The sequence below is a fragment of the Laceyella sacchari genome (assembly GCF_004343255.1).
Classification (GTDB): domain Bacteria; phylum Bacillota; class Bacilli; order Thermoactinomycetales; family Thermoactinomycetaceae; genus Laceyella; species Laceyella sacchari.
Genome location: NZ_SMDD01000003.1, coordinates 213,805 through 234,315, shown reverse-complemented (window position 1 = coordinate 234,315; position 20,511 = coordinate 213,805). Strand labels below are relative to the sequence as shown.

20 protein-coding genes and 1 other annotated feature are annotated in these 20,511 nt (G+C 50.2%); of the genes, 19 read left to right on the top strand and 1 reads right to left on the bottom strand.

Annotated elements, in window-relative coordinates; all coding sequences use genetic code 11:
• Nucleotides 1-29 precede the first annotated feature (29 nt).
• The 16 genes from murB to ileS all read left to right on the top strand — a co-directional run bounded on the left by murB (nucleotide 30) and on the right by ileS (nucleotide 16,378).
• Nucleotides 30-938 (top strand): UDP-N-acetylmuramate dehydrogenase, encoded by a 909-nt coding sequence (gene murB, locus EDC32_RS11435; protein WP_132222335.1) that lies wholly within the window; start codon nucleotides 30-32, stop codon nucleotides 936-938.
• Nucleotides 939-952: 14 nt separating this feature from the next.
• Entirely contained in the window at nucleotides 953-2,218 is a 1,266-nt protein-coding gene (murA, locus tag EDC32_RS11430; RefSeq protein WP_132222333.1) for a UDP-N-acetylglucosamine 1-carboxyvinyltransferase, read from the top strand.
• Nucleotides 2,219-2,353: 135 nt separating this feature from the next.
• A complete protein-coding gene (locus tag EDC32_RS11425; protein ID WP_132222331.1) occupies nucleotides 2,354-3,103 on the top strand; it encodes a cell division protein FtsQ/DivIB in 750 nt (249 codons plus the stop codon).
• 175 nt (nucleotides 3,104-3,278) lie between these two features.
• Nucleotides 3,279-4,517, top strand: coding sequence for a cell division protein FtsA (ftsA, locus tag EDC32_RS11420; protein ID WP_132222329.1), 1,239 nt, complete (start codon nucleotides 3,279-3,281; stop codon nucleotides 4,515-4,517).
• 51 nt (nucleotides 4,518-4,568) lie between these two features.
• Complete coding sequence (ftsZ, locus tag EDC32_RS11415) at nucleotides 4,569-5,720, top strand: cell division protein FtsZ (RefSeq protein WP_132222327.1); 1,152 nt, start codon at nucleotides 4,569-4,571, stop codon at nucleotides 5,718-5,720.
• A 334-nt stretch (nucleotides 5,721-6,054) separates the two neighbouring features.
• Nucleotides 6,055-6,999 carry a sigma-E processing peptidase SpoIIGA gene (spoIIGA, locus tag EDC32_RS11410; RefSeq protein WP_132222325.1) on the top strand — a complete coding sequence of 315 codons (945 nt, stop codon included), beginning with the start codon at nucleotides 6,055-6,057 and terminating at the stop codon, nucleotides 6,997-6,999.
• 2 nt (nucleotides 7,000-7,001) lie between these two features.
• Nucleotides 7,002-7,724: an RNA polymerase sporulation sigma factor SigE gene (gene sigE / locus EDC32_RS11405; RefSeq protein WP_022736449.1), complete on the top strand. Its 723-nt coding sequence runs from the start codon at nucleotides 7,002-7,004 to the stop codon at nucleotides 7,722-7,724.
• Nucleotides 7,725-7,795: 71 nt separating this feature from the next.
• Entirely contained in the window at nucleotides 7,796-8,572 is a 777-nt protein-coding gene (gene sigG / locus EDC32_RS11400; RefSeq protein WP_022736448.1) for an RNA polymerase sporulation sigma factor SigG, read from the top strand.
• Between the two features lie 142 nt (nucleotides 8,573-8,714).
• Complete coding sequence (locus tag EDC32_RS11395) at nucleotides 8,715-8,996, top strand: YlmC/YmxH family sporulation protein (RefSeq protein ID WP_223247953.1); 282 nt, start codon at nucleotides 8,715-8,717, stop codon at nucleotides 8,994-8,996.
• A 100-nt stretch (nucleotides 8,997-9,096) separates the two neighbouring features.
• Entirely contained in the window at nucleotides 9,097-9,918 is an 822-nt protein-coding gene (gene pgeF / locus EDC32_RS11390) for a peptidoglycan editing factor PgeF (RefSeq protein WP_132222323.1), read from the top strand.
• Nucleotides 9,919-9,923: 5 nt separating this feature from the next.
• The gene (locus EDC32_RS11385) at nucleotides 9,924-10,625 is read left to right on the top strand and encodes a YggS family pyridoxal phosphate-dependent enzyme (RefSeq protein WP_132222321.1); all 702 of its coding nucleotides are present in this window, start codon (nucleotides 9,924-9,926) and stop codon (nucleotides 10,623-10,625) included.
• Nucleotides 10,626-10,646: 21 nt separating this feature from the next.
• Nucleotides 10,647-11,069, top strand: a complete 423-nt coding sequence (locus tag EDC32_RS11380) for a cell division protein SepF (protein WP_132222319.1) — start codon at nucleotides 10,647-10,649, stop codon at nucleotides 11,067-11,069.
• Nucleotides 11,070-11,080: 11 nt separating this feature from the next.
• Nucleotides 11,081-11,341, top strand: a complete 261-nt coding sequence (locus EDC32_RS11375) for a YggT family protein (RefSeq protein WP_022736443.1) — start codon at nucleotides 11,081-11,083, stop codon at nucleotides 11,339-11,341.
• A gap of 4 nt (nucleotides 11,342-11,345) precedes the next feature.
• Nucleotides 11,346-12,131: a YlmH family RNA-binding protein gene (locus EDC32_RS11370; protein WP_132222317.1), complete on the top strand. Its 786-nt coding sequence runs from the start codon at nucleotides 11,346-11,348 to the stop codon at nucleotides 12,129-12,131.
• 99 nt (nucleotides 12,132-12,230) lie between these two features.
• A complete protein-coding gene (locus EDC32_RS11360) occupies nucleotides 12,231-13,205 on the top strand; it encodes a DivIVA domain-containing protein (RefSeq protein WP_375163203.1) in 975 nt (324 codons plus the stop codon).
• Between the two features lie 48 nt (nucleotides 13,206-13,253).
• Nucleotides 13,254-13,486 (top strand) — a binding site (T-box leader).
• Between the two features lie 117 nt (nucleotides 13,487-13,603).
• A complete protein-coding gene (gene ileS, locus EDC32_RS11355; protein WP_132222315.1) occupies nucleotides 13,604-16,378 on the top strand; it encodes an isoleucine--tRNA ligase in 2,775 nt (924 codons plus the stop codon).
• Between the two features lie 229 nt (nucleotides 16,379-16,607).
• Here ileS and EDC32_RS11350 read toward each other — a convergent pair whose 3' ends face one another.
• Nucleotides 16,608-17,957 (bottom strand): amino acid permease, encoded by a 1,350-nt coding sequence (locus tag EDC32_RS11350; RefSeq protein ID WP_132222313.1) that lies wholly within the window; start codon nucleotides 17,955-17,957, stop codon nucleotides 16,608-16,610.
• Between the two features lie 242 nt (nucleotides 17,958-18,199).
• Between EDC32_RS11350 and EDC32_RS11345 the strand changes: the two genes are divergently transcribed.
• The 3 genes from EDC32_RS11345 to EDC32_RS11335 all read left to right on the top strand — a co-directional run bounded on the left by EDC32_RS11345 (nucleotide 18,200) and on the right by EDC32_RS11335 (nucleotide 20,422).
• Nucleotides 18,200-18,904, top strand: a complete 705-nt coding sequence (locus EDC32_RS11345) for a TraR/DksA C4-type zinc finger protein (RefSeq protein WP_158283346.1) — start codon at nucleotides 18,200-18,202, stop codon at nucleotides 18,902-18,904.
• Nucleotides 18,905-18,997: 93 nt separating this feature from the next.
• The gene (lspA, locus tag EDC32_RS11340) at nucleotides 18,998-19,483 is read left to right on the top strand and encodes a signal peptidase II (protein ID WP_022736437.1); all 486 of its coding nucleotides are present in this window, start codon (nucleotides 18,998-19,000) and stop codon (nucleotides 19,481-19,483) included.
• Complete coding sequence (locus EDC32_RS11335; protein WP_246026933.1) at nucleotides 19,484-20,422, top strand: RluA family pseudouridine synthase; 939 nt, start codon at nucleotides 19,484-19,486, stop codon at nucleotides 20,420-20,422.
• Nucleotides 20,423-20,511 lie beyond the last annotated feature (89 nt).

The following is a 20,511-nucleotide window of genomic DNA, read 5'->3' as shown; positions in this document are numbered from 1 at the left end:
GAGATGTTTGGTGAGGGGGGACATAGCAAATGAAGCAAGTGATCGAGGAATTGAAGTTAGCGGGTGTGACCGATGTAAGAGAAAATGAACCGTTGTCCCGCCATACCACATGGAAAGTGGGCGGACCCGCCGACATGTTGATTTATCCGCGCAATGAAGAAGGGTTGGAGAAAGCGATGCGGATTGTAAGAGAGCATCGGTTGCCTTGGCGCGCGATTGGTCGAGGCTCTAACCTGCTCGTCCGCGACGGGGGCATTCGCGGTGTTGTGTTCAAGCTGGACGAAGGATTTAACAGTCTTTCGATCGACGGCACCAAAGTGGTTGCGGGAGGAGGGTATTCCACGATCCTGCTGGCCACGATGACCGCCAAACAAGGCTTGACCGGATTGGAGTTTGCTGGGGGCATTCCGGGCAATGTTGGGGGCGCCGTCTACATGAATGCCGGGGCACACGGTTCAGAGATAGCCCGCGTGCTGGAATCGGCGAAGGTGCTTTTGGAATCAGGCGAATGGGTGACACTTTCCAATGAGGAAATGGCGTTTAGTTACCGGACTTCTATTTTGCAAACGGAGATGAAGGGGATTGTCACTGAAGCCACTTTCCGTCTGGAACGGGGCAACAAGGAAGAAATCACGGCCCAATTGGCCAAGTTCAAAGATCGCCGCAGACAGACCCAACCCCTGCAATATCCATGTGCGGGCAGTGTTTTCCGTAATCCTCCTGGCGACTATGCGGGACGGCTGATTCAGGAAGCCGGGCTCAAAGGGTACCGGATTGGGGATGCGGAAGTGTCCGAGATGCACGGGAACTTCATCATCAACCGCGGCAACGCGACGGCGGAAGATGTGTTGAACTTAATTGCTTATGTGAAGAAGACAATCGAAGAAAAATACCAGGTGGTGTTGGAGCCTGAAGTGCAGGTGGTGGGTGAAGCGTAAACGGAGGTGACATATTGGAAGGATTTGTCATCGAAGGTGGAACGCCATTAACGGGGCGGGTGCGTGTACAAGGAGCGAAAAATGCAGCCCTTCCTATCTTGGCGGCCACCGTGCTCGCTGCCGGAACGTACGAAATTCACGATGTGCCCCAACTGACGGACATCGATGCGATGTGCCGCATCTTGGAAAGCCTTGGCGCCAAAGTGGAACGCGCCGGGCACCGGGTTACTGTGGATACGGTCGGGCTCAATCAAACCCACATTCCGGATGAGCTGATGAGCCGTATCCGCTCATCCATTTTTCTGATGGGGCCCTTGCTTGCAAGATTGGGCAAAGTGACCGTGTCACGCCCCGGAGGATGCGCCATTGGCAAACGGCCGATCAATTTACACTTGAAAGGATTGGCTTGTTTGGGAGTGAATGTGGTGGAAGAAGGGGATATCATCGCGTGTAGTGCTCCTGAGTTGAAGGGGGCAGAAATTGCCCTGGACTTCCCCAGTGTTGGAGCGACTGAGAACATCATGATGGCCGCAGTGTGTGCCACGGGAGAAACCGTGATCACCAATGCCGCGCGCGAACCGGAGATTGTCGACTTAGCCGCGTTTCTCAATAAGATGGGAGCCAAAGTGCAAGGGGCGGGTGAGTCTACCATCGTCATTCAAGGGGTCCCGAAGATGCAGGCTACGAATCATTCGGTCATGCCAGATCGGATCGTCGCCGGAACGTTGATCATTGCGGCCGGAGCAACTGGCGGTGAGGTGGAGCTTGACAACGTGGTGCCAGAACATCTGGAAAGTGTCATTGAACCATTGCGACAGACCGGGCTCGCCATTGAAACGGCAGAGAGGGGATTGCGGGTAAAGGCAGATCGAAAGCTAAATGGCATTCCGCACATCGTCACCACTCCTTATCCGGGTTTCCCGACGGATATGCAACCGCAAATGCTAACGCTACTCACCTTGTGTGAGGGAACAAGCCGCGTGACGGAAAAAATCTTCGATTCCCGCTTGAAGCACGTGGAGGAATTGAAAAAAATGGGGGCCGAGATTCGGCTGGTAGGGGATACCGTGACAGTTCACGGTGTCAGACGGCTGAAGGGCGCCCATGTATGCGCGACAGACTTGCGCGCCGGTGCTGCTCTGGTGATCGCGGCGCTAAACGCGCAAGGAAGATCGGTAGTTGCCGGAGTTGAACATGTCGATCGGGGATATGAACGGCTCGATGAAGTGATCGCCCAACTGGGAGGACAAATTCATAGAGTGGCCTTGAAAAAACAGTAGCACATCCCGTGCTTCTGTTTTTTGTGTTAAAATTCATGTGAGCCCCGGCTGTTTGTGGTAATATATAGGGAAGACTATAAGATTTAGTGTGAATGAACAGACAGACGATTGGTGTTGTGGAAAGGAGTCACTACCATGGATGAGCGTATTCCTCACTTTCGCTCACGGGTAGGAAGAAGACGTTCCCCTGCACCCTGGTTGTTCGTGTTCATCTTTGTGTTTTTTTTGGGAATGTTATTTATCCTATTCTTGCGTTCACCGCTTAGCAAAATAGAAACGATCCATATCAGTGGTCATCATCTGGTGAAAGCGGATGAAATATTGGCGAAAACACGGATGAAAAAAGGAATTTCTTATTTCAGCATCGATGGCGCACGTGCAGAGCAAGCGCTTATGCAGTTGCCTGAAGTGAAAAGAGCCAGCGTGGTCACACGCTTTCCCAATCAGGTGTACATACGAGTAGAAGAGTGGCCTCCCGTCGCAATATTCGAAACAAATGATCAAAAACTCCTGCCCATACTCTCAAATGGAACGATACTTGCCGCAAGGCCCTATCTGACGAATCGGCCGCATCAGCCGATTTTCAGGGGATGGGCCCGCATGAACCCGACTTTCACCTCAGCAGTAAAGCAAATTGCTCGATTGCCCGAACCAATACGCAAAAAATTTATCACCATATCCCCTGCCGCTACCGATGCGGAACAGGTGGAAATCCAGAGTGACAGACAACATCGGATTTATGTCCGAGCTAAAGAATTAGCTGACAAATGTCAATATTATCCCTCATTTTACCAGCATCCGCCAGGAGCGATCTACTTGTTGGAGAGCATCTGGTTTGCACCGGAGAGGTTAGGGAAGCCCCAACTTCAATCGGAGACGGAATGAGGATATTTCCATGATTGGGAAAATATGTAAGTTTGAGGAAGAAAAATGAACAGTTTTAAGAGGGGAAATTCCCCCGGCTGTTGAATATGGTTTGTAAGTATTTCCTCCCTTTCCCTACTTACAGATCTCTTTATTCAAACAGAGTTTTACTTCTCGGGCAAGGAGGTGCCCAGGATTGAGCAATGAAGATTTTGTGATTGCTTTGGATTTAGGCTCATCACAGGTTCGTGTTATCGTAGCAGAAATCAATCCGGACGGAACAACGCACATTGTTGGTGTTGGAACAGCTGATTCACTGGGGATGAAAAAGGGAGCCATCATCAATATCGATCAGGCGGTTCAATCCATTCGTGAAGCGGTAGACCATGCCGAACGCATGGTTGGAATAGAGATTTCGGAAGTCTATATCGGAGTGTCTGGGCATCATGTCTCATTGCAACCCAGTCATGGTGTGGTAGCAGTGGCCAGTGAAGACAGAGAGATCGGCTATCATGATATTGACCGTGTTTTACAGGCAGCCCGTGTCATTGCCATACCGCCGGAACGGGCAATTGTCGAAGTGGTTCCGAAACAATTCATCGTTGATGGATTAGATGATATCCGAGATCCGAATGGGATGATCGGCGTTCGTTTGGAGGTAGACGCGCTCATTGTCACCGGAGCGAAAACGATTATCGAAAATTTACTTAGATGCATCGAACGCGCGAATTTGAGCATCGCGGGCATGGTTTTCCTGCCATTGGCGGTCAGCGAACTCTGTCTGTCCACGGATGAGAAGAACCTTGGCGTGGTCGTGGCTGATATCGGCGGTGGGACGACGACGTTGACGGTGTTCCAACAGGGACATTTGGCCGGCACTTCGGTGATTCCCATCGGTGGGGAGTACATCACCAATGACATCGCCATCGGCTTACGAACGCAGACTAGCACCGCGGAAGAAGTGAAATGCAAATACGGTGTGGCCAGCAAGGATTTTGCTGATGTAAATGAAACATTTCAAGTGCAAACGATCGGCACGACGCGTGAGCGAACGGTCACCCAGCTGGAACTCTCGCAAATCATCGAACCCCGGTTGGAGGAGATGTTTCATCTGATCAAGCAGCAAGTTAAAGCAATGGGATTTTCCGATGAGCCCGCTGGAGGGTACGTGTTAACAGGGGGGGTCATGGCCACCAAACAGATCATTCATGTCGCCCAGAGCCAATTGGGTGCCGCGGTACGCATCGCTGTCCCCAAAAACATCGGTGTCAAAGAGCCAGCGTATACGGGAGGGGTGGGGATGATCCACTATCTGCAGAAACGGGGCGTGCTCCAGCCGACCAACCCGAGACCTGCCCACCCTCCGCGACAGAAAGGGAAACGGCCGCCTTCTGCGTTAGAGAGAGTGAAGAGTTGGTTAAGTGAATTCATCTAGGTCATTTGATTATTGTTACATCAGTAGAGATTGTATTGGAGGGACAAGATCATGTTAGATTTTGATCTGGAAATGGAACAAATCGCCCAGATTAAAGTGATCGGTGTGGGTGGTGGCGGTAGCAATGCGGTTAACCGCATGATCGAAGCGGGAGTGCAAGGAGTCGAATTCATCGCCGTTAACACTGACGCCCAAGCGCTCAGCCGTGCCAAAGCCCCTATCCGTTTGCAAATCGGGGAGAAGCTGACACGTGGCTTGGGGGCTGGTGCCAAGCCGGAGATTGGCAAAAAAGCGGCCGAAGAGAGCCGGGAGCAGCTTGAAAATGTATTGAAAGGCGCAGACATGGTGTTTGTTACTGCGGGTATGGGAGGCGGAACAGGAACGGGGGCTGCACCGGAAATCGCTTCGATCGCTCGGGAGTTGGGCGCACTTACCGTCGGCGTGGTCACCAAGCCGTTTACCTTTGAAGGAAGACGGCGGGCGAGCCAAGCTGAACAAGGGGTGGCCGCGTTGAAAGAGAACGTGGACACGTTGATCGTCATCCCCAACGACCGGTTGTTGGATATTGTCGACAAAAACACGCCCATGCTGGAGGCGTTCCGTGAAGCGGATAACGTCTTGCGGCAAGGTGTGCAAGGGATTTCCGATTTGATTGCCGTTCCTGGCTTGATTAACTTGGACTTCGCCGACGTGCGTACGATTATGACTGAACGTGGTTCCGCACTGATGGGTATCGGGTCGGCAACGGGCGAGAGCCGCGCAGCGGAAGCAGCCAAAAAGGCGATTTGCAGCCCATTGTTGGAAACATCTATCGATGGTGCACGCGGGGTACTGATGAATATTACCGGTGGAACCAACTTGAGTTTGTACGAAGTGTATGAAGCGGCCGATATCGTGACGCAAGCCTCTCATCCGGAAGTTAACATGATTTTCGGTGCGGTGATCAATGAAGACTTGAAAGATGAGATTTTGGTTACGGTGATCGCGACGGGCTTTGACCATGAGCAACAAGAGAAACACATTTCGATACAACCCCCCAAATCAAGCAAGCCGATGTTTGTCAATCAGCAATCGCAAAAAGAAGAGCCGACTTTCTCCCCATTTAGCCGTGTTGAAAAGGAAAAGCAAAACACAAATAATGATTTCATCGATCCTTACGGGCATTTGGAGGTACCGACATTCTTGCGCAACCGCAAAAAATAGCAGAGCGAGCCAAGACGGGAAGCTTTGCATCAAGTGGGAGTGTTGTTCCAGGAAACGACCACGGCTCGCCCGGAATCAGGCTGCTTGTCAATCAGCGAGGAGATACCTTAAACAGGTATCTCTTTTTTTGTTGGGCTTTTCCAATCTTGAGTGCAGGACGAAGCTGGCACGTTAGCAGAGGTTCCCAGCATGACATGAGCAGGGATGCCGGCAGGAGTTGGCGGTGAACCACAGCGTTCGACGAAACAAGTCAAAGAACCAATCCAAGAAGCGACAGACTTTGAACCAAAGCTTGGGATATACTGATTTCACTTCAATCTGAAGGGGGAAGGGCATGGTTGTTTACGCCGATATGATTTTCCTCCTCAACGGAACCATTGATTACTTGCTGTTGTGGTTGACGGCGGGTATTCGCAAACAACCGACCAAAGTTTGGCGGTTGTTGCTGGCCGCGTGCGTGGGTGGCGCCTATTCGATGTTGCACTTATGGCCGCAATTTGCGTTGGCGTATTTCTTTCCAGTCAAAATCTTGGTTTCTTTGGCGATGGTGGGGATCGCGTATGGATTTCATCACCCGTTGGCGTTTATTCGCAATCTCGGGGTTTTTTACTTGGTTTGCTTTATCGCCGGCGGAGCGATGATCGCTTTTCATTATGTCATTACAGGAGACAGCCAAGTGGCTGGTGGGCTGTTTTTGACCCACTCTGCTCAGGGCTGGGGTTCTCCTGTATCATGGGCCCTCATTTTGTGTGGATTTCCGCTTGTGTGGCTGTACACCAGGTTTTCGTTGCGTTCATTGAAGGAAAATCATCGGATTCAACAGTACATGACCGAAGTTCGCATCCATCTCAACCAGCACTGCTTGGAATGTGTCGGGCTTGTTGACACCGGAAACCAACTGCGTGATCCAATTACCCGGACGCCGGTGATGATTGTGGAACTGGATCGGTTGAAAGTTTGTTTTCCGGAAGAATTAGAACAGATGTTGCGCCAGTGGGATTGGGAAGCGGGCTGGTCCAATTTGCCGGCGGCTTGGATAAACCGGATTCGAGTCATCCCATATCGGGCCGCGGGGAAAGAACAGGAGATGATGATCGCCATCAAACCGGATGTTGTGGAAATTTTGCAGGGGAATCAGTGGCATAAAATCAAAAAAATTCTCATAGGTATAGATGTCGGGCGCCTTTCGTCTGATGGGACTTACCAAGCGATTATTCATCCGTCCTGTTATGATCTTGAGCCGCGGGAGCAGATAGAACAAATCGTTGGGGGGGTATGAGGATGTTTGTCAAATGGAGATTGGCGGTGCAATTGTTTTGGTACCGTCTACTTATGCAAATCGGCTTGAAAGGGGAAGAAGTTTATTATATCGGCGGGAGTGAGGCCCTGCCTCCGCCGTTGACCCGGGAGGAAGAAGAACATCTGTTGGAAAAGTTACCGAGCGGGGATTCCGCTGTTCGGGCTTTGCTCATTGAGCGCAATCTGCGGCTGGTGGTCTACATTGCACGCAAATTTGAAAACACCGGGATTCACATTGAAGATCTGGTCTCGATCGGCACGATTGGCCTGATTAAAGCCGTCAACACCTTTGATCCCACCAAGAAAATCAAGCTGGCTACCTATGCTTCCCGATGCATTGAGAATGAAATCCTCATGTTTTTGCGGCGCAACAACAAAATTCGTTCAGAAGTTTCTTTTGATGAGCCGCTTAATACAGACTATGACGGGAATGAATTGTTGTTGTCAGATGTGCTAGGCACAGAGAATGACACTATCTACCGCGACATTGAAGATGAAGTAGATCGCAAGATTTTGCGGACGGCGCTGTCGAATCTATCAGATCGGGAGCGTAAAATCATGGAGTTGCGTTTTGGGTTAAATGGCGGCGAAGAGAAGACCCAGAAGGATGTAGCTGACATGCTCGGGATATCGCAGTCTTACATTTCCCGTTTGGAGAAAAGAATTATTAAGAGATTGCGTAAAGAATTCAATAAAATGGTTTAATTTCCTTCTTATTATAAATCCCCTTCCTCAGGACATACTGAAAATTAGTTCCAGCCTGAGGAGGGGAATTCATGGCGCGAAACAAAGTGGAGATATGCGGCGTTGATACTTCTAAACTCCCCGTTCTTAAAAATCAGGAGATGCGGGTGCTGTTTCAACAGCTGCAAGCGGGTGACCGTTCCGCGCGCGAAAAACTGGTCAATGGGAATCTACGCTTGGTATTGAGTGTAATCCAACGCTTTAACAATAGAGGGGAATGCGTGGATGATCTGTTTCAGGTTGGTTGCATCGGATTGATGAAAGCGATTGACAACTTTGATCTCGGCCAGAACGTCAAATTTTCTACCTATGCCGTGCCCATGATTATTGGCGAGATCAGAAGATACTTGCGTGATAATAATCCGATCCGTGTGTCCCGATCGTTACGAGACATCGCTTACAAAGCGTTGCAAGTTCGGGATTCGTTGACAAATCTGCATTCGCGTGAACCCACGATTTTGGAAATTTCACGTGCGTTAAACGTGCCTAAGGAAGATGTGGTGTTCGCATTGGACGCCATCCAAGATCCGGTTTCTTTGTTTGAACCGGTGTATCAGGACGGTGGCGATCCCATTTTCGTCATGGATCAATTGAGCGATGAAAAGTCCAGAGATGCCCAGTGGCTGGAAGGAATCGCTTTAAATGAAGCGATGAGCAAGTTAAATGACAGGGAAAAAATGATTTTGTCCATGCGCTTTTTTGAAGGTAAGACGCAGATGGAAGTGGCTGAAGAAATAGGGATTTCCCAAGCTCAGGTTTCTCGCCTGGAGAAAGCGGCCATTGCTCAGATGAACAAGTTTATCACCTAAATAGAATAGATTCGCAAGCCTATGCTTGCTCAAAAGCCCAATCGCCTAAGATTGGGCTTTTGTATGGAAATAGGCCGTACATTTACGGGAATCCGCACATATACATATAGAAATAACCATTGTGCGGAAAGTGGGGAGACGTGTGAAAATATCAGAGTTGCAGGCGAAAGATGTCGTCAATATTGCTGATGGTCGTAAATTGGGCCAAATCTACGACTTGGATTTGGATTTGCGACGGGGCGTGATTCATGCCATTGTTGTGCCGGGTGAAAGCAAATGGTTTGGTTTTGTTAGCAGTGGCCACGAATGGGTCATCCCATGGCGGCAAATTGTGAAGATCGGTTCGGATGTGATTTTGGTACGTTTGGAAGAGAGTGTCGAGCGGCGCGGTTATTATTTGCCGGATGAGGCCGCTGTCGATTAAAAGTTGCAGCGGGCCGGGAAAAGCGCTGGAGGAGGCGGATTGCGCCTCCTTTGTTGACAATGGAAGATATGGTAATATGAAACGAAGGGGGGGGGAGTGTATGGAACCATTTCAATACCGTGACAACAAAGTGCCCATGTTTGAGCTGACCGCGTGGCAGAATCAATTTCCGCACCTCCGTGTCGGTTTCAGTGCGAGAAGGGCGGGCGAAGATGCCGACTGCCGCAATTATGCACTCCACGTGGGAGATCGGCCGCGGCAAGTGGTGGACAACCGCCGGGAATTGAGCGAAGAACTGGACTTTTCCTTTGATGCTTGGACCTGCGCGGAACAAGTCCATGGCGTACATATTGAACAAGTGTCGGCGGCGGATCGCGGCAAAGGGAAGGACGGACGCCAAACCGCCTACCAAGAGACTGACGGCCTTTTTACCCGTGAGCCAGGTGTTTTGTTGGCAGCGTATTTCGCCGACTGTGTGCCTTTGTACTTTTATCATCCGCAATCAGACTTGGTGGGAGTGGCTCATGCCGGCTGGAAAGGGACGGTTGGCCAAATTGGCGCCCACATGATTAAACGTTTTTGTGAACAAGGCGCGAAGCCAGAAGAGATATGGGTGGCTATCGGTCCGTCGATCGGGCCTTGTTGCTATGAGGTTGATGAACGGGTGATAGGCCCGATGCGTGAAGCGATACACAGCCAAGAGGCGCTGGAGCGGATTGCGGTGAGTCATGTTCCCGGCAGGTGGCAATGTGATTTGAAGCGAGCCAATGCCGAAATTTTTTTGCAGGCGGGGATATTGCCTGAGCATATGGCTGTAAGCAAATGGTGTACGAGTTGCGATCATTCCTACTTTTACTCCCACCGCCGGGACAAAGGAAAAACGGGACGGATGGTCGCTTGGATCGGAAAGCAGGAAAGGTGATTCTCATGAACGAATTTGGTAAACATTGGGAAAAGGTGCAAGAGCGTATTCAAGCAGCTTGCCGGCGGGCTAACCGGGATCCGCGCGAAATCGGGGTGGTGGCTGTCACCAAATACAGCGATGTGGAGGATACCGCCCGCTTGCTTGACTTAGGCCTAACCCATGTCGGGGAGAATAAGGTACAGGACGCTGTTCCCAAATGGAAAGTGCTCGGCGACCGTGGCACTTGGCACTTCATCGGACACATGCAACGCAACAAAGTAAAAGAGATCATCGGCCGGTTCCAATACCTGCATTCACTGGATCGGATTTCCCTGGCGCAGGAGATTGACCGCCGGGTGCGTCAAAAAGAAGCTGAGCCTTTGTCCTGTTTTTTGCAGGTGAATGTGTCGGGTGAAGAAAGCAAATTTGGAATTTCCCCGAAAGAATTAGAAGAATTTGCGAAAGAAGTGGCGAATTATTCTACGATTGAGGTGGCCGGACTGATGACCATGGCGCCCATCGTCGAAAATCCGGAGGAAGTACGGCCCATCTTCCGCGAACTGAAGCGGTTGCAAAAACAATTACAACGGTTAGACCAGCCCCGTTTACGTGTGCCTCATTTGTCCATGGGCATGTCTCAAGATTTTGAGATCGCGATTGAAGAAGGGGCCACATGGGTCCGGCTTGGATCTGTGTTAGTTGGAGGAGGCAAACGGGGACGGTAGCCTTTGAAGGAGGCGAAATCAATGACTTTCATGGAGAAGATCATGGGCTTTTTCGGTGTGAGCGAAGACGACGATTCATACGATGATGATGAGCTTGAACATGAAGATGGGACAAGCCGTCATCTAAAAGGGAGGAGCAATATCGTATCCTTGCACACGCAAAAAAACATCCGCCTCGTCTTGTTTGAACCCCGTAGCTATGAAGAATCTCCCGAAATCGCAGATCACCTGAAAAGCCATCGTCCGGTTGTTGTCAATCTCCAACTCGTCCGTCGTGATCAAGGCGTGCGCATCATCGACTTTTTGAGCGGAACAGTATATGCTTTAGGGGGCAATATTCAAAAGTTGGGCAACAACATTTTTATTTGCACCCCGGCCAACGTGGATATCACGGGCTCGATCACCGATTTCCTGAAAGATGATGAGCTAAAAGATTTGAGGTGAACAGAAAGCTCATGTTGATTTATCAAGTGGTTGACACGTTATTTACCATCTACCAATTTGTGCTGATTATTTACATCCTTGCGTCATGGTTGCCGCAGGTGTATGAATCCCCCGTCGGACAATTGCTTGCGCGCTTGTCAGAACCGTACTTGTCAGTCTTTCGCCGATTCATCCCGCCGATCGGTTTTATTGACATCTCGCCGATTGTGGCGTTATTCGCCCTCCATTTCATCCGATTGGGCGTCATGACCATCATCAGTTGGGTGATCTGATAAAGTGAGACGAGAGAAGGAAACATTGTTCATGCACTTCCGCCCAGAGGAGCGGATCGTGGTTGAACGTGCACTTGATTGGGCGTGGAAAGTGGCGCATCAGCACCAAACGGTGTTGACCAATTTCCTCGATCCTCGCGAGCGGGACATTGTCAACATGGTGGTGCGGCGCCAACCCGACCTGAATGTATGGTCGGATGGCGGGCATGCGGATGCGGAGCGCCGCCGTGTGTTTATCGCACCCGACTACGTTGTGGAAGACCCTGAGATGTTTGGGCTCACGTACTTGCGCATAGAAGCAAATAGTGGAAAGAAATTGGAACACCCCGATGTATTGGGGGCGCTTCTCGGGCTAGGCATCAAGCGGGAAAAGCTGGGGGACATCCTTCCTCATGACACCGGATGCGACCTGGTTGCCGCTTCTGAACTGGAGGGATTGCTCCTGATGCAAGTTGGACAAATCGGTCGCGAGCATGTTAACATAAGAACGATTGCTCGCGATGAACTGGCTCATCCCTCGCAAAAGAAGAGGGTGCACGCGGTTACAGTTGCTTCCCTGCGCATCGATGCGGTGCTTGCCGAAGGGTTTCGGATCTCCAGGTCAAAGGTGGCGCAACTCATAAAAAGTGGAAAGTGCAAAGCCAATTATAAGATTGTAGATCAGCCTGACTTTACGGTTGCGCAAGGGGATCTGCTTTCACTTAGAGGATTCGGACGGTTATATGTCGAAAGTATTGGCGGCAATACCAAAAAAGGGCGCATTTGGTTAGACTTGGTGGAATTCGCATGAATGTCAAGTCTTTTTTGAAAGTCGCTTATAGAATTTCGGCGGGATATTTGGTAATATTGTCGAATAGAAAAGATTGTATTTGTCCAGGAGGTGCGGATGATGCCGCTAACGCCTTATGATATACACAATAAAGAGTTTAAAAGATCGTTCCGTGGATATGATGTAGATGAAGTAAACGAATTTCTTGATCAGATTATCAAAGATTTTGAATTGCTGACCCGCGAGAAGCTGGAGTTGGAACAGCAAGTGGAAGAGTTGCAAGCGGAGATCGAACGCTTGATGGAAGGCGAATCCATGTTCCAAACGGGTCCGCAACCACAACCGGTGCAGCAGGTGCAACAAATGCAACAGATGCAACCGCAACCGACGCAAGCACCGATGCCCCGTTATTCGGAGCCGATGCCGATGCAACCACCTGCGGCAACACTGGCTTCCATGGAGCAAAGCATTCACAAGTCGATTCGCGTGGCACAAGAAGTGGCGGAAGAAGTGCGCTTGAACGCCAAAAAAGAAGCCGAGTTGATCGTGCAAGAAGCGGAGAAAAACGCAGACCGTATCATCAACGAGGCGTTGCAAAAAGCCCGCGCCATTCACAGCGAATTGCTTGATCTCAAACAGAAAGCGACAGTATACCGCGCCCGTTTCCGCACCTTGGTGCAATCCCATTTGGATATCTTGGAAAACTCCGATTGGGAATCCTTGGAGGAATTGGAGCAAGGTTTGGAAGAGAAAGGGAAGCAAATCGAGCAGTATGCCGAGAGCCAACCAACGGAGCTTCTGTTGGAGCAACCATCCCATGGGTACCAAGAGTATGCAACGCAAGAATTTGACAACAATGATTTCCATACAGGTCAGGACTTCCATACAGGTCAACAGGATTTCCATACAGGTCAGGACTTCCACGCAACGCAAGAGTATCACACCAATGAATTCCATAACATGGAAGATACCAGCGTGATTGACAACAGCATGTTGGATGAAGTGGCAGCCACCTATATGGATGAAGAGGAAGAGCCGCGCCGGGAGTTGCGCAGCAGAAAATCCCGTACATTAAAGAAAAAAGCGATGTTTTAACTGGCTTAACCTGCCACCGTTCGATGAAATTACTCAAATAAATAGAGTCCAACGGTAAGGAAAGGGAAGAGTAGATAGATGTGCTCGCGTTCCAGCGAATTAGGGGTGGTGAAAGCCTAATCCGAGTATCTATCGAAAATCACCCTGGAACTGTCACCTGAACCTTGGAGTAAGGTCGACCGCGTCATTCACGTTACGGATGTGCAAGTGGCTTTGTTGTCTGTTGAGCCAGGACATAAAGCTAGTAGGGTGGTACCGCGGGAAACCTTCTCGTCCCTTGAGGATGAAGAAGGTTTTTTTTATTGTCAGAACCGATCTGAACCTGGGATATTCCAATGAATGGCGCAAGTCGTTGTCCAGAGAGAGAAACGAAAACAGAATAAAAGGAGTCATGTTCTATGGCAGACTACAGCAAAACAGTCAATCTACCGAAAACTGAATTTCCGATGCGGGGAAACCTCCCGAACAAGGAGCCAGAAATGCAAAAATGGTGGGAAGAAGTGAACATCTACCAACAAGTGCTTGATAAGCGGAAGGGAAATCCTAGCTTTATTCTGCATGACGGCCCCCCATATGCCAACGGCGACATCCATATCGGGCATGCTTTGAACAAAACGCTGAAAGATTTTATCATTCGTTACAAGTCGATGAAAGGGTATTATGCCCCCTATGTTCCCGGATGGGACACCCACGGATTGCCGATTGAACATGCGGTGGTGACCAAGAAAAAAGTGGATCGTCGCAGTGTGGATCCGGTGGAGTTCCGTGAGAAATGCAAGGAGTACGCGCTTTCCTTTGTCGAGAAGCAAAAAAGTCAGTTCAAGAGATTGGGAGTCCGGGGAGATTGGGACAATCCGTACATCACCCTGTTGCCTGAATATGAAGCGGCGCAAATTCGCGTATTTGGTGAGATGGTTAAGCAGGGTCACATCTATCGCGGCATGAAGTCGATCTATTGGTCCCCCACTTCGGAAACCGCGTTGGCGGAAGCTGAGATTGAGTACCATGATAAGCGTTCTGCCTCCATCTATGTGATGTTCCCGGTGAAACAAGGTAATGGTGTGTTGCCTGTGGACGACACCTATGTGGTGATCTGGACGACGACGCCTTGGACGATTCCGGCCAACGTGGCGATCTGCCTAAATGAAGAATTGGAGTATAGTTTGGTTGAAACCGATGGCCGCAAACTCTTGATGGCTACTGCCTTGGTTGAAGAAGTGATGAAAGTGGCGGAGCTGACAGAGTATAAGACGGTTGCACAATACAAGGGAAGCGATTTGGCCGGTGTGGTATGCCAGCATCCTTTGTATGATCGGGAAAGCCCGATTGTGTTTGGTGACCATGTGACGGTGGATGCGGGAACCGGTTGTGTGCATACGGCTCCTGGACACGGTGAAGAGGACTTCCGCGTTGGCCAAAAATACAATTTGGAAGTGCTGTGCCCTGTAGACGACAAGGGTCGGCTGACGGCGCAAGCACCCGGATTTGAAGGGCTGTTTTATGATGACGCCAACAAGCCGATCACGGAGAAATTGGCGGAACGTGGCTACCTGTTGAAGCTGCAATTCATCACGCATCAGTATCCACATGATTGGCGCACCAAAAAGCCGGTCATCTTCCGGGCAACAGAGCAATGGTTCGCTTCGGTTGATGGGTTCCGTCAGGCGATGCTCGATGAGATCAAAAAAGTGAAATGGACGCCGGCCTGGGGTGAATTGCGCATTCACAACATGATCGCGGACCGGGGAGACTGGTGTATTTCCCGGCAACGGATCTGGGGAGTGCCATTGCCGATCTTCTACTGTGAGAAATGTGGCGAGCCCCATATCACAGAAGAGACGATTGAATTTATTTCCGACCTGTTTGCACGCGAAGGCTCGTCCGCTTGGTATGCCAAAGATGTGCATGAATTGATGCCGGAAGGACAATCCTGCCGGGCTTGCCACGGTACGGAGTTCCGCAAAGAAACCGACACGATGGATGTGTGGTTCGATTCAGGTTCCAGCCATAAGGCGGTGTTGGAGGGTCGTGAAGATCTGAGTTGGCCTGCTGATCTGTACTTGGAAGGTTCCGACCAATATCGTGGATGGTTCAACTCTTCCTTGTCCACCGCGGTAGCGACCAAAGGGCAGGCTCCTTATAAGCAAGTGCTCAGCCATGGGTTTACGATGGATGGTGAAGGGCGCAAGATGTCCAAGTCATTGGGCAACACCATCGAACCTGCCAAAGTGATCAATATGTATGGGGCCGATATTCTGCGCTTGTGGGTTGCTTCTAGCGATTATCAATCGGATCAGCGTCTGTCGGATGCCATTCTGAAGCAAATCGCTGAAGTGTATCGCAAACTCCGCAACACCTTCCGTTTCTTGCTGGGGAATTTGCATGGCTTTGATCCAGCTACAGACCGTCTGCCATATGAGCAATTGACCGAGCTGGACCGCTTTGCCTTGGCGAAGTTGCAACGGTTGATCGACCGGGTGACCAAAGGGTATGACGAGTATGACTTCCATCAGGTATATGTGGACTTGCACACCTTCTGCAATGTGTTCTTGAGCCAGTTTTATCTGGATGTATTGAAAGACCGCCTGTACGTATTGCCAGATGATGCCCCAGTGCGCCGTTCCGCGCAAACCGTGCTTTATGACATGTTGCAAGCTTTGGTGACGATGGTGGCACCGATCATCCCGCACACTGCTGATGAAGTGTGGAAACACGTGCCAGGCGTGACAGAGATCAGTGTGCAATTGGCCGATTTCCCAGTCAGCAATCCTGCGTATGCAGATGAAGCGTTGGAGGTCAAGTGGGATCGCTTGCTTGAGTTGCGCGATGTGGTGTTAAAGGCGTTGGAAGAAGCACGGGCCGCGAAATTGATCGGCAACTCGCTGGGGGCCAAAGTGGTGTTAACCCCGAATGAGGAAGTGGCCACCCTGCTGGCTGAATCTGAAGAATTGGATCAACTCTTCATCGTATCGCAAGTGGAGTTGAAGCCAGCTTCGGCGGATGTAAGCAAGGAAGCGAAATTGCACGTTGAAGTAGAAGTGGCTGAAGGGGAGAAATGCGACCGTTGCCGCATGATCCTGCCGTCTGTCGGCACACACGCTGACCATCCGGAGTTGTGCAGTCGTTGTGTGGACATTGTGCGTGAGCATTATCCTGATGTGACTGCCGAATAAAATATGCTGGCCTTACGCATGCTGGGAGCATGAGAATGGGCTAAGCAGGATATTGTCAACAAATGAAAGACCCCATTAGAACATGGGGTCTTTTTTATTTGGCATCGGCGCTTGTTAAAGGCAGGATAGGTTGTAAAGGCGTGAAGAAGCAGCCAGAAGGGTAAGCCCCGGCGATGCAGAAGCAATCAAAAAAACGCACCCCCACGGCGGGGATGCGTTTTTGCTTTTGTTATGAGCGGACCGTTTGCGATGCCGCTTTTGGCCTAATAAACAAGGAGGCCAGCGTCAGCACAACCACCACGCTGAGGTAGACGGCATTGTTGACCAGATTTTTCGGATCAGCCAGAATGAAGCCGAAGATGACGAGCAAAATCAGCACCGTCAGCCCAGTCAAATAAGGGAAGAATGCAACCCGGTATTTCAATTGTCCGTCATATGTGGGTCGTAACTTGAGTTGGGCTAGGCAGATCAAGATCCAAATGAGCAAGACTGTCAGCCCAGGAATGCCCATCAGATATTGAAAGACAGAGTCTTTGGCGATGAAGGCCGCGACAGCGCCCAACAAAAGGCCGACGCCACTGATCATCAGCCCGAATACGGGCACCCCTGTCTGACTGGTTCGGGTAAACAGCGCTGGGGCTTCCCCATCCCTCGCCAACGAATAGATCATGCGCGAGGTCGCGTACATGCCCGAGTTGGCTGCGGAGATAACAGCAGTCAACATGATGAAGTTCATCACATGGGCTACGCCTTTAAGTCCTACCGCAGAGAGCACTTGCACAAACGGACTGGCTTGTGAGCCTACTTGATCCCATGGAACCAGCATGGTGATCAACAAGATTGGCAAGGCGTAAAAGAGGCAAATGCGATAGATGACGCCTTGCATCACTTTGGGAAGGGTGTGGTCGGCGTCTTTCATTTCGGTGATGGAGAGCCCGACCAGTTCGGTGCCACCATAGGAAAAGATTACGATCAATAACGACGAAATCACACCCATCCAGCCGAGTGGAATGAATCCGCCGTGAGCTGTCAGGTTACTTGCCGATGGTGGATCGGCAACAGGGATGAGGCCCAAGATCAACGCGGCACTCAACAAAATGAAGACAACCAGCGTGACCACTTTGATCCCTGTAAGCCAAAACTCGATTTCTCCGTATAAGCGCACGCTAAACAAATTGATGAAAATGACAAAGAGTGCGGAAAACAAGCTGAGCGCCCAAACGGGAACATTGGAAAACCAATAATGCAAAAAGGTGCCGGCTGCAACGATTTCCAGCGCCATCACGATGATCCAGAGAAAAAAGTAAAGCCAACCGACGATAAAGGATGTCCGGTAACCAAATGCACGGTGAATAAATCCACGCAAATCGACGCCTGGAATAGCCATCCCCATTTCAGCCAAGGCGCTCATGACGATGAAGAGGAGGCCTCCGGCAGCAAGATAAGCGATGATAACCCCGGGGCCGGCGGCGGAGATGGTTTCCGAACTGCCTTGAAAGATGCCTGTACCGATGGCACCACCTAATGCCATCATTTGTACGTGTCGGGGCAGCAGTTGTTTTTTTAATTGATTGCCCATGTTTGTCCACCCTTTCGCTTCATTGCCTAAAAGCATAACAGCAATAAAGTATTTTGGGAAGGGTGTAATTAAAATAAAGTTAATTGGAAATAATCTAATACCTATTGAGCATAAATGGTCGTGATGGTGATTGTTGCTCACCCGCTTCATTTTCTCTTTCCATCCTCCCATTTCCAGAGGAAATCGAACCGACTCGGGACAGCATAAACAGTAAGCAAATTGACTTGATGGGAGGCATGAATATGAACGGGCAACAGTTGGGCCTATTGCGGCAACAATTGCTACAAGAAAAGCAAGAAATCGAAGAGCGGATGGCGCATAATGACAACTATGGCACGGCAACGGGGATGAACGCCTCAGTTGGAGAATTGTCTGGCTACGATAACCATCCCGCCGATTTGGGAACGGAGATGTTTGAGCGTGGCAAGGATTTGGCTTTGAATGAAGCGGATGAACGTCATCTGCAAGAGATTGAAGAAGCCCTCAACCGGATGGAACAGGGCACGTACGGAATTTGCAAACAATGTGGTCAAGAAATTCCGTTTGAACGACTGGAAGCCATGCCGACAGCTGAATATTGTGTTGAACACCGTCCACATCCCCACATCTCTGCCAAACGTCCGGTTGAAGAACAGGTGGTGCAACCAGGACATCACCATCACGACGAAAGTGACTACAATTTTTATGACGGTGAAGATGCTTGGCAGGAAGTGGAACAGTATGGGACGTCGAATCCGCCGGATTTTTTTGCAGAAGCCCGCAGTTACAATGAATTGACAGTCGACCACAATGAACAGCGCGGGTATATCGACTTGGTCGAAGGCTTTGCGATTACTGATATGGATGGGAATTCAGCCGAAATCACCGAGATTACTCACAACCAGGCATACCGCCAAAAAGATCGCGAAGAGACCCTTCGTGACCCAGACCAAGACTTTATCGGTTAAAAGGGTGTCTCAACTTGTTCGGACAGATTGCCCTGTGCTACAATCAGATGGAAAAAGGAAACTGTTCGACTGTGGGAGACAGGAGGAAGACAGTTGAGATATTTTTTTACCTCACTCGGCATTTTGATTTTGGACCAATGGACAAAGTGGTTAGTGGTTCACCATATGAGCTTGTATGAATCGATTCCGGTGCTCCAAGGCTTTTTTTACATCACCTCGCACCGCAATCGTGGAGCGGCGTTTGGGATTTTGCAGAACAAGCAGTGGTTATTTATCATCATCACTTTTATCGTGATCGGTTTTGTGCTGTATTATTTATGGCAACTGAAACATGAGCGTCCAATCATGTCCTTCTCGTTTTCCTTGATATTGGGAGGAGCGATCGGCAACTTGATCGACCGGTTGCGGAGTGGGGAAGTGGTCGACTTTTTGCATTTCCAATTCGGCTCTTATCAATTTCCTATATTTAATGTTGCCGATTCAGCGATTGTGGTCGGTGTGATCGTGTTGATCATCCTCACTTTGATCAGCCCCACGGTTGAACCGAATGAATCGTTGTCTGAAGCGAGGGACTCTTAAATGGCAGAAACAATGGACATCGTGGAGCGCCACGAGTGGGAAGTTACAGAGGAATATGAAGGAGAGCGGCTGGATAAGTTCCTGCCGTCTTTTCATGAGGAGTGGTCTCGGGCGCGGGTGCAAGATTGGATCCGCGACGGGCTTGTCCGAGTAAACGGGCAAGTGAAGAAAAGCAATTACCGTTTGAAGCAGGGCGATCAGGTTGTGTTCGATGAACCGCCCATCGCGGAATTGGAGGTGGCCGCGGAAGCGATCCCGCTGGATATCCGTTATGAGGATCAAGATGTGATTGTGGTCAACAAGCCGCGCGGCATGGTGGTTCATCCTGGAGCTGGAAACGAGACGGGGACACTGGTCAACGCATTGTTGGCCCATTGCAAGGGAGAGCTGTCCGGCATTGGCGGGGTGGCTCGCCCAGGCATCGTCCATCGGATCGATAAAGACACCTCTGGTCTGTTGATGGTGGCTAAAACAGATTTGGCTCATCAGTCCTTGGTGGAACAGTTGAAGGAACACTCCGTTGAACGGGTGTATGTCGCTGTGGTGCACGGGGTGATCCCGCATGAGCATGGCACCGTAGACGCCCCGTTGGGACGTGATCCTAACCATCGCCAGCGGATGACGGTCATTCATAAAAACAGCAAGCACGCCGTCACGCATTTCACTGTGCTGGAACGGCTGAAAAATGCTTCATTAGTGGAGTGCCGCCTGGAAACGGGGAGAACGCATCAGATTCGTGTCCATATGAAGTACATCGGTTATCCGCTTATCGGCGACCCCGTATATGGACCGAAAAAGAACAGTCATCCGATTACGGGGCAGGCACTACACGCCAAGGTGATCGGTTTCACCCATCCTCGGACAGGTGAACGGATTCGCATCGAAGCAGAACTTCCAGCGGATATGGAAAATTTAATTCGTACATTAAAGATGAAATAGAACCATTTTCTGTTGACAACCGCTTCCAACTGATGCATAATACATCTAAGCGAAGGGAACCTTTAAATCCAGTCCAGAGAGGCTGGCAA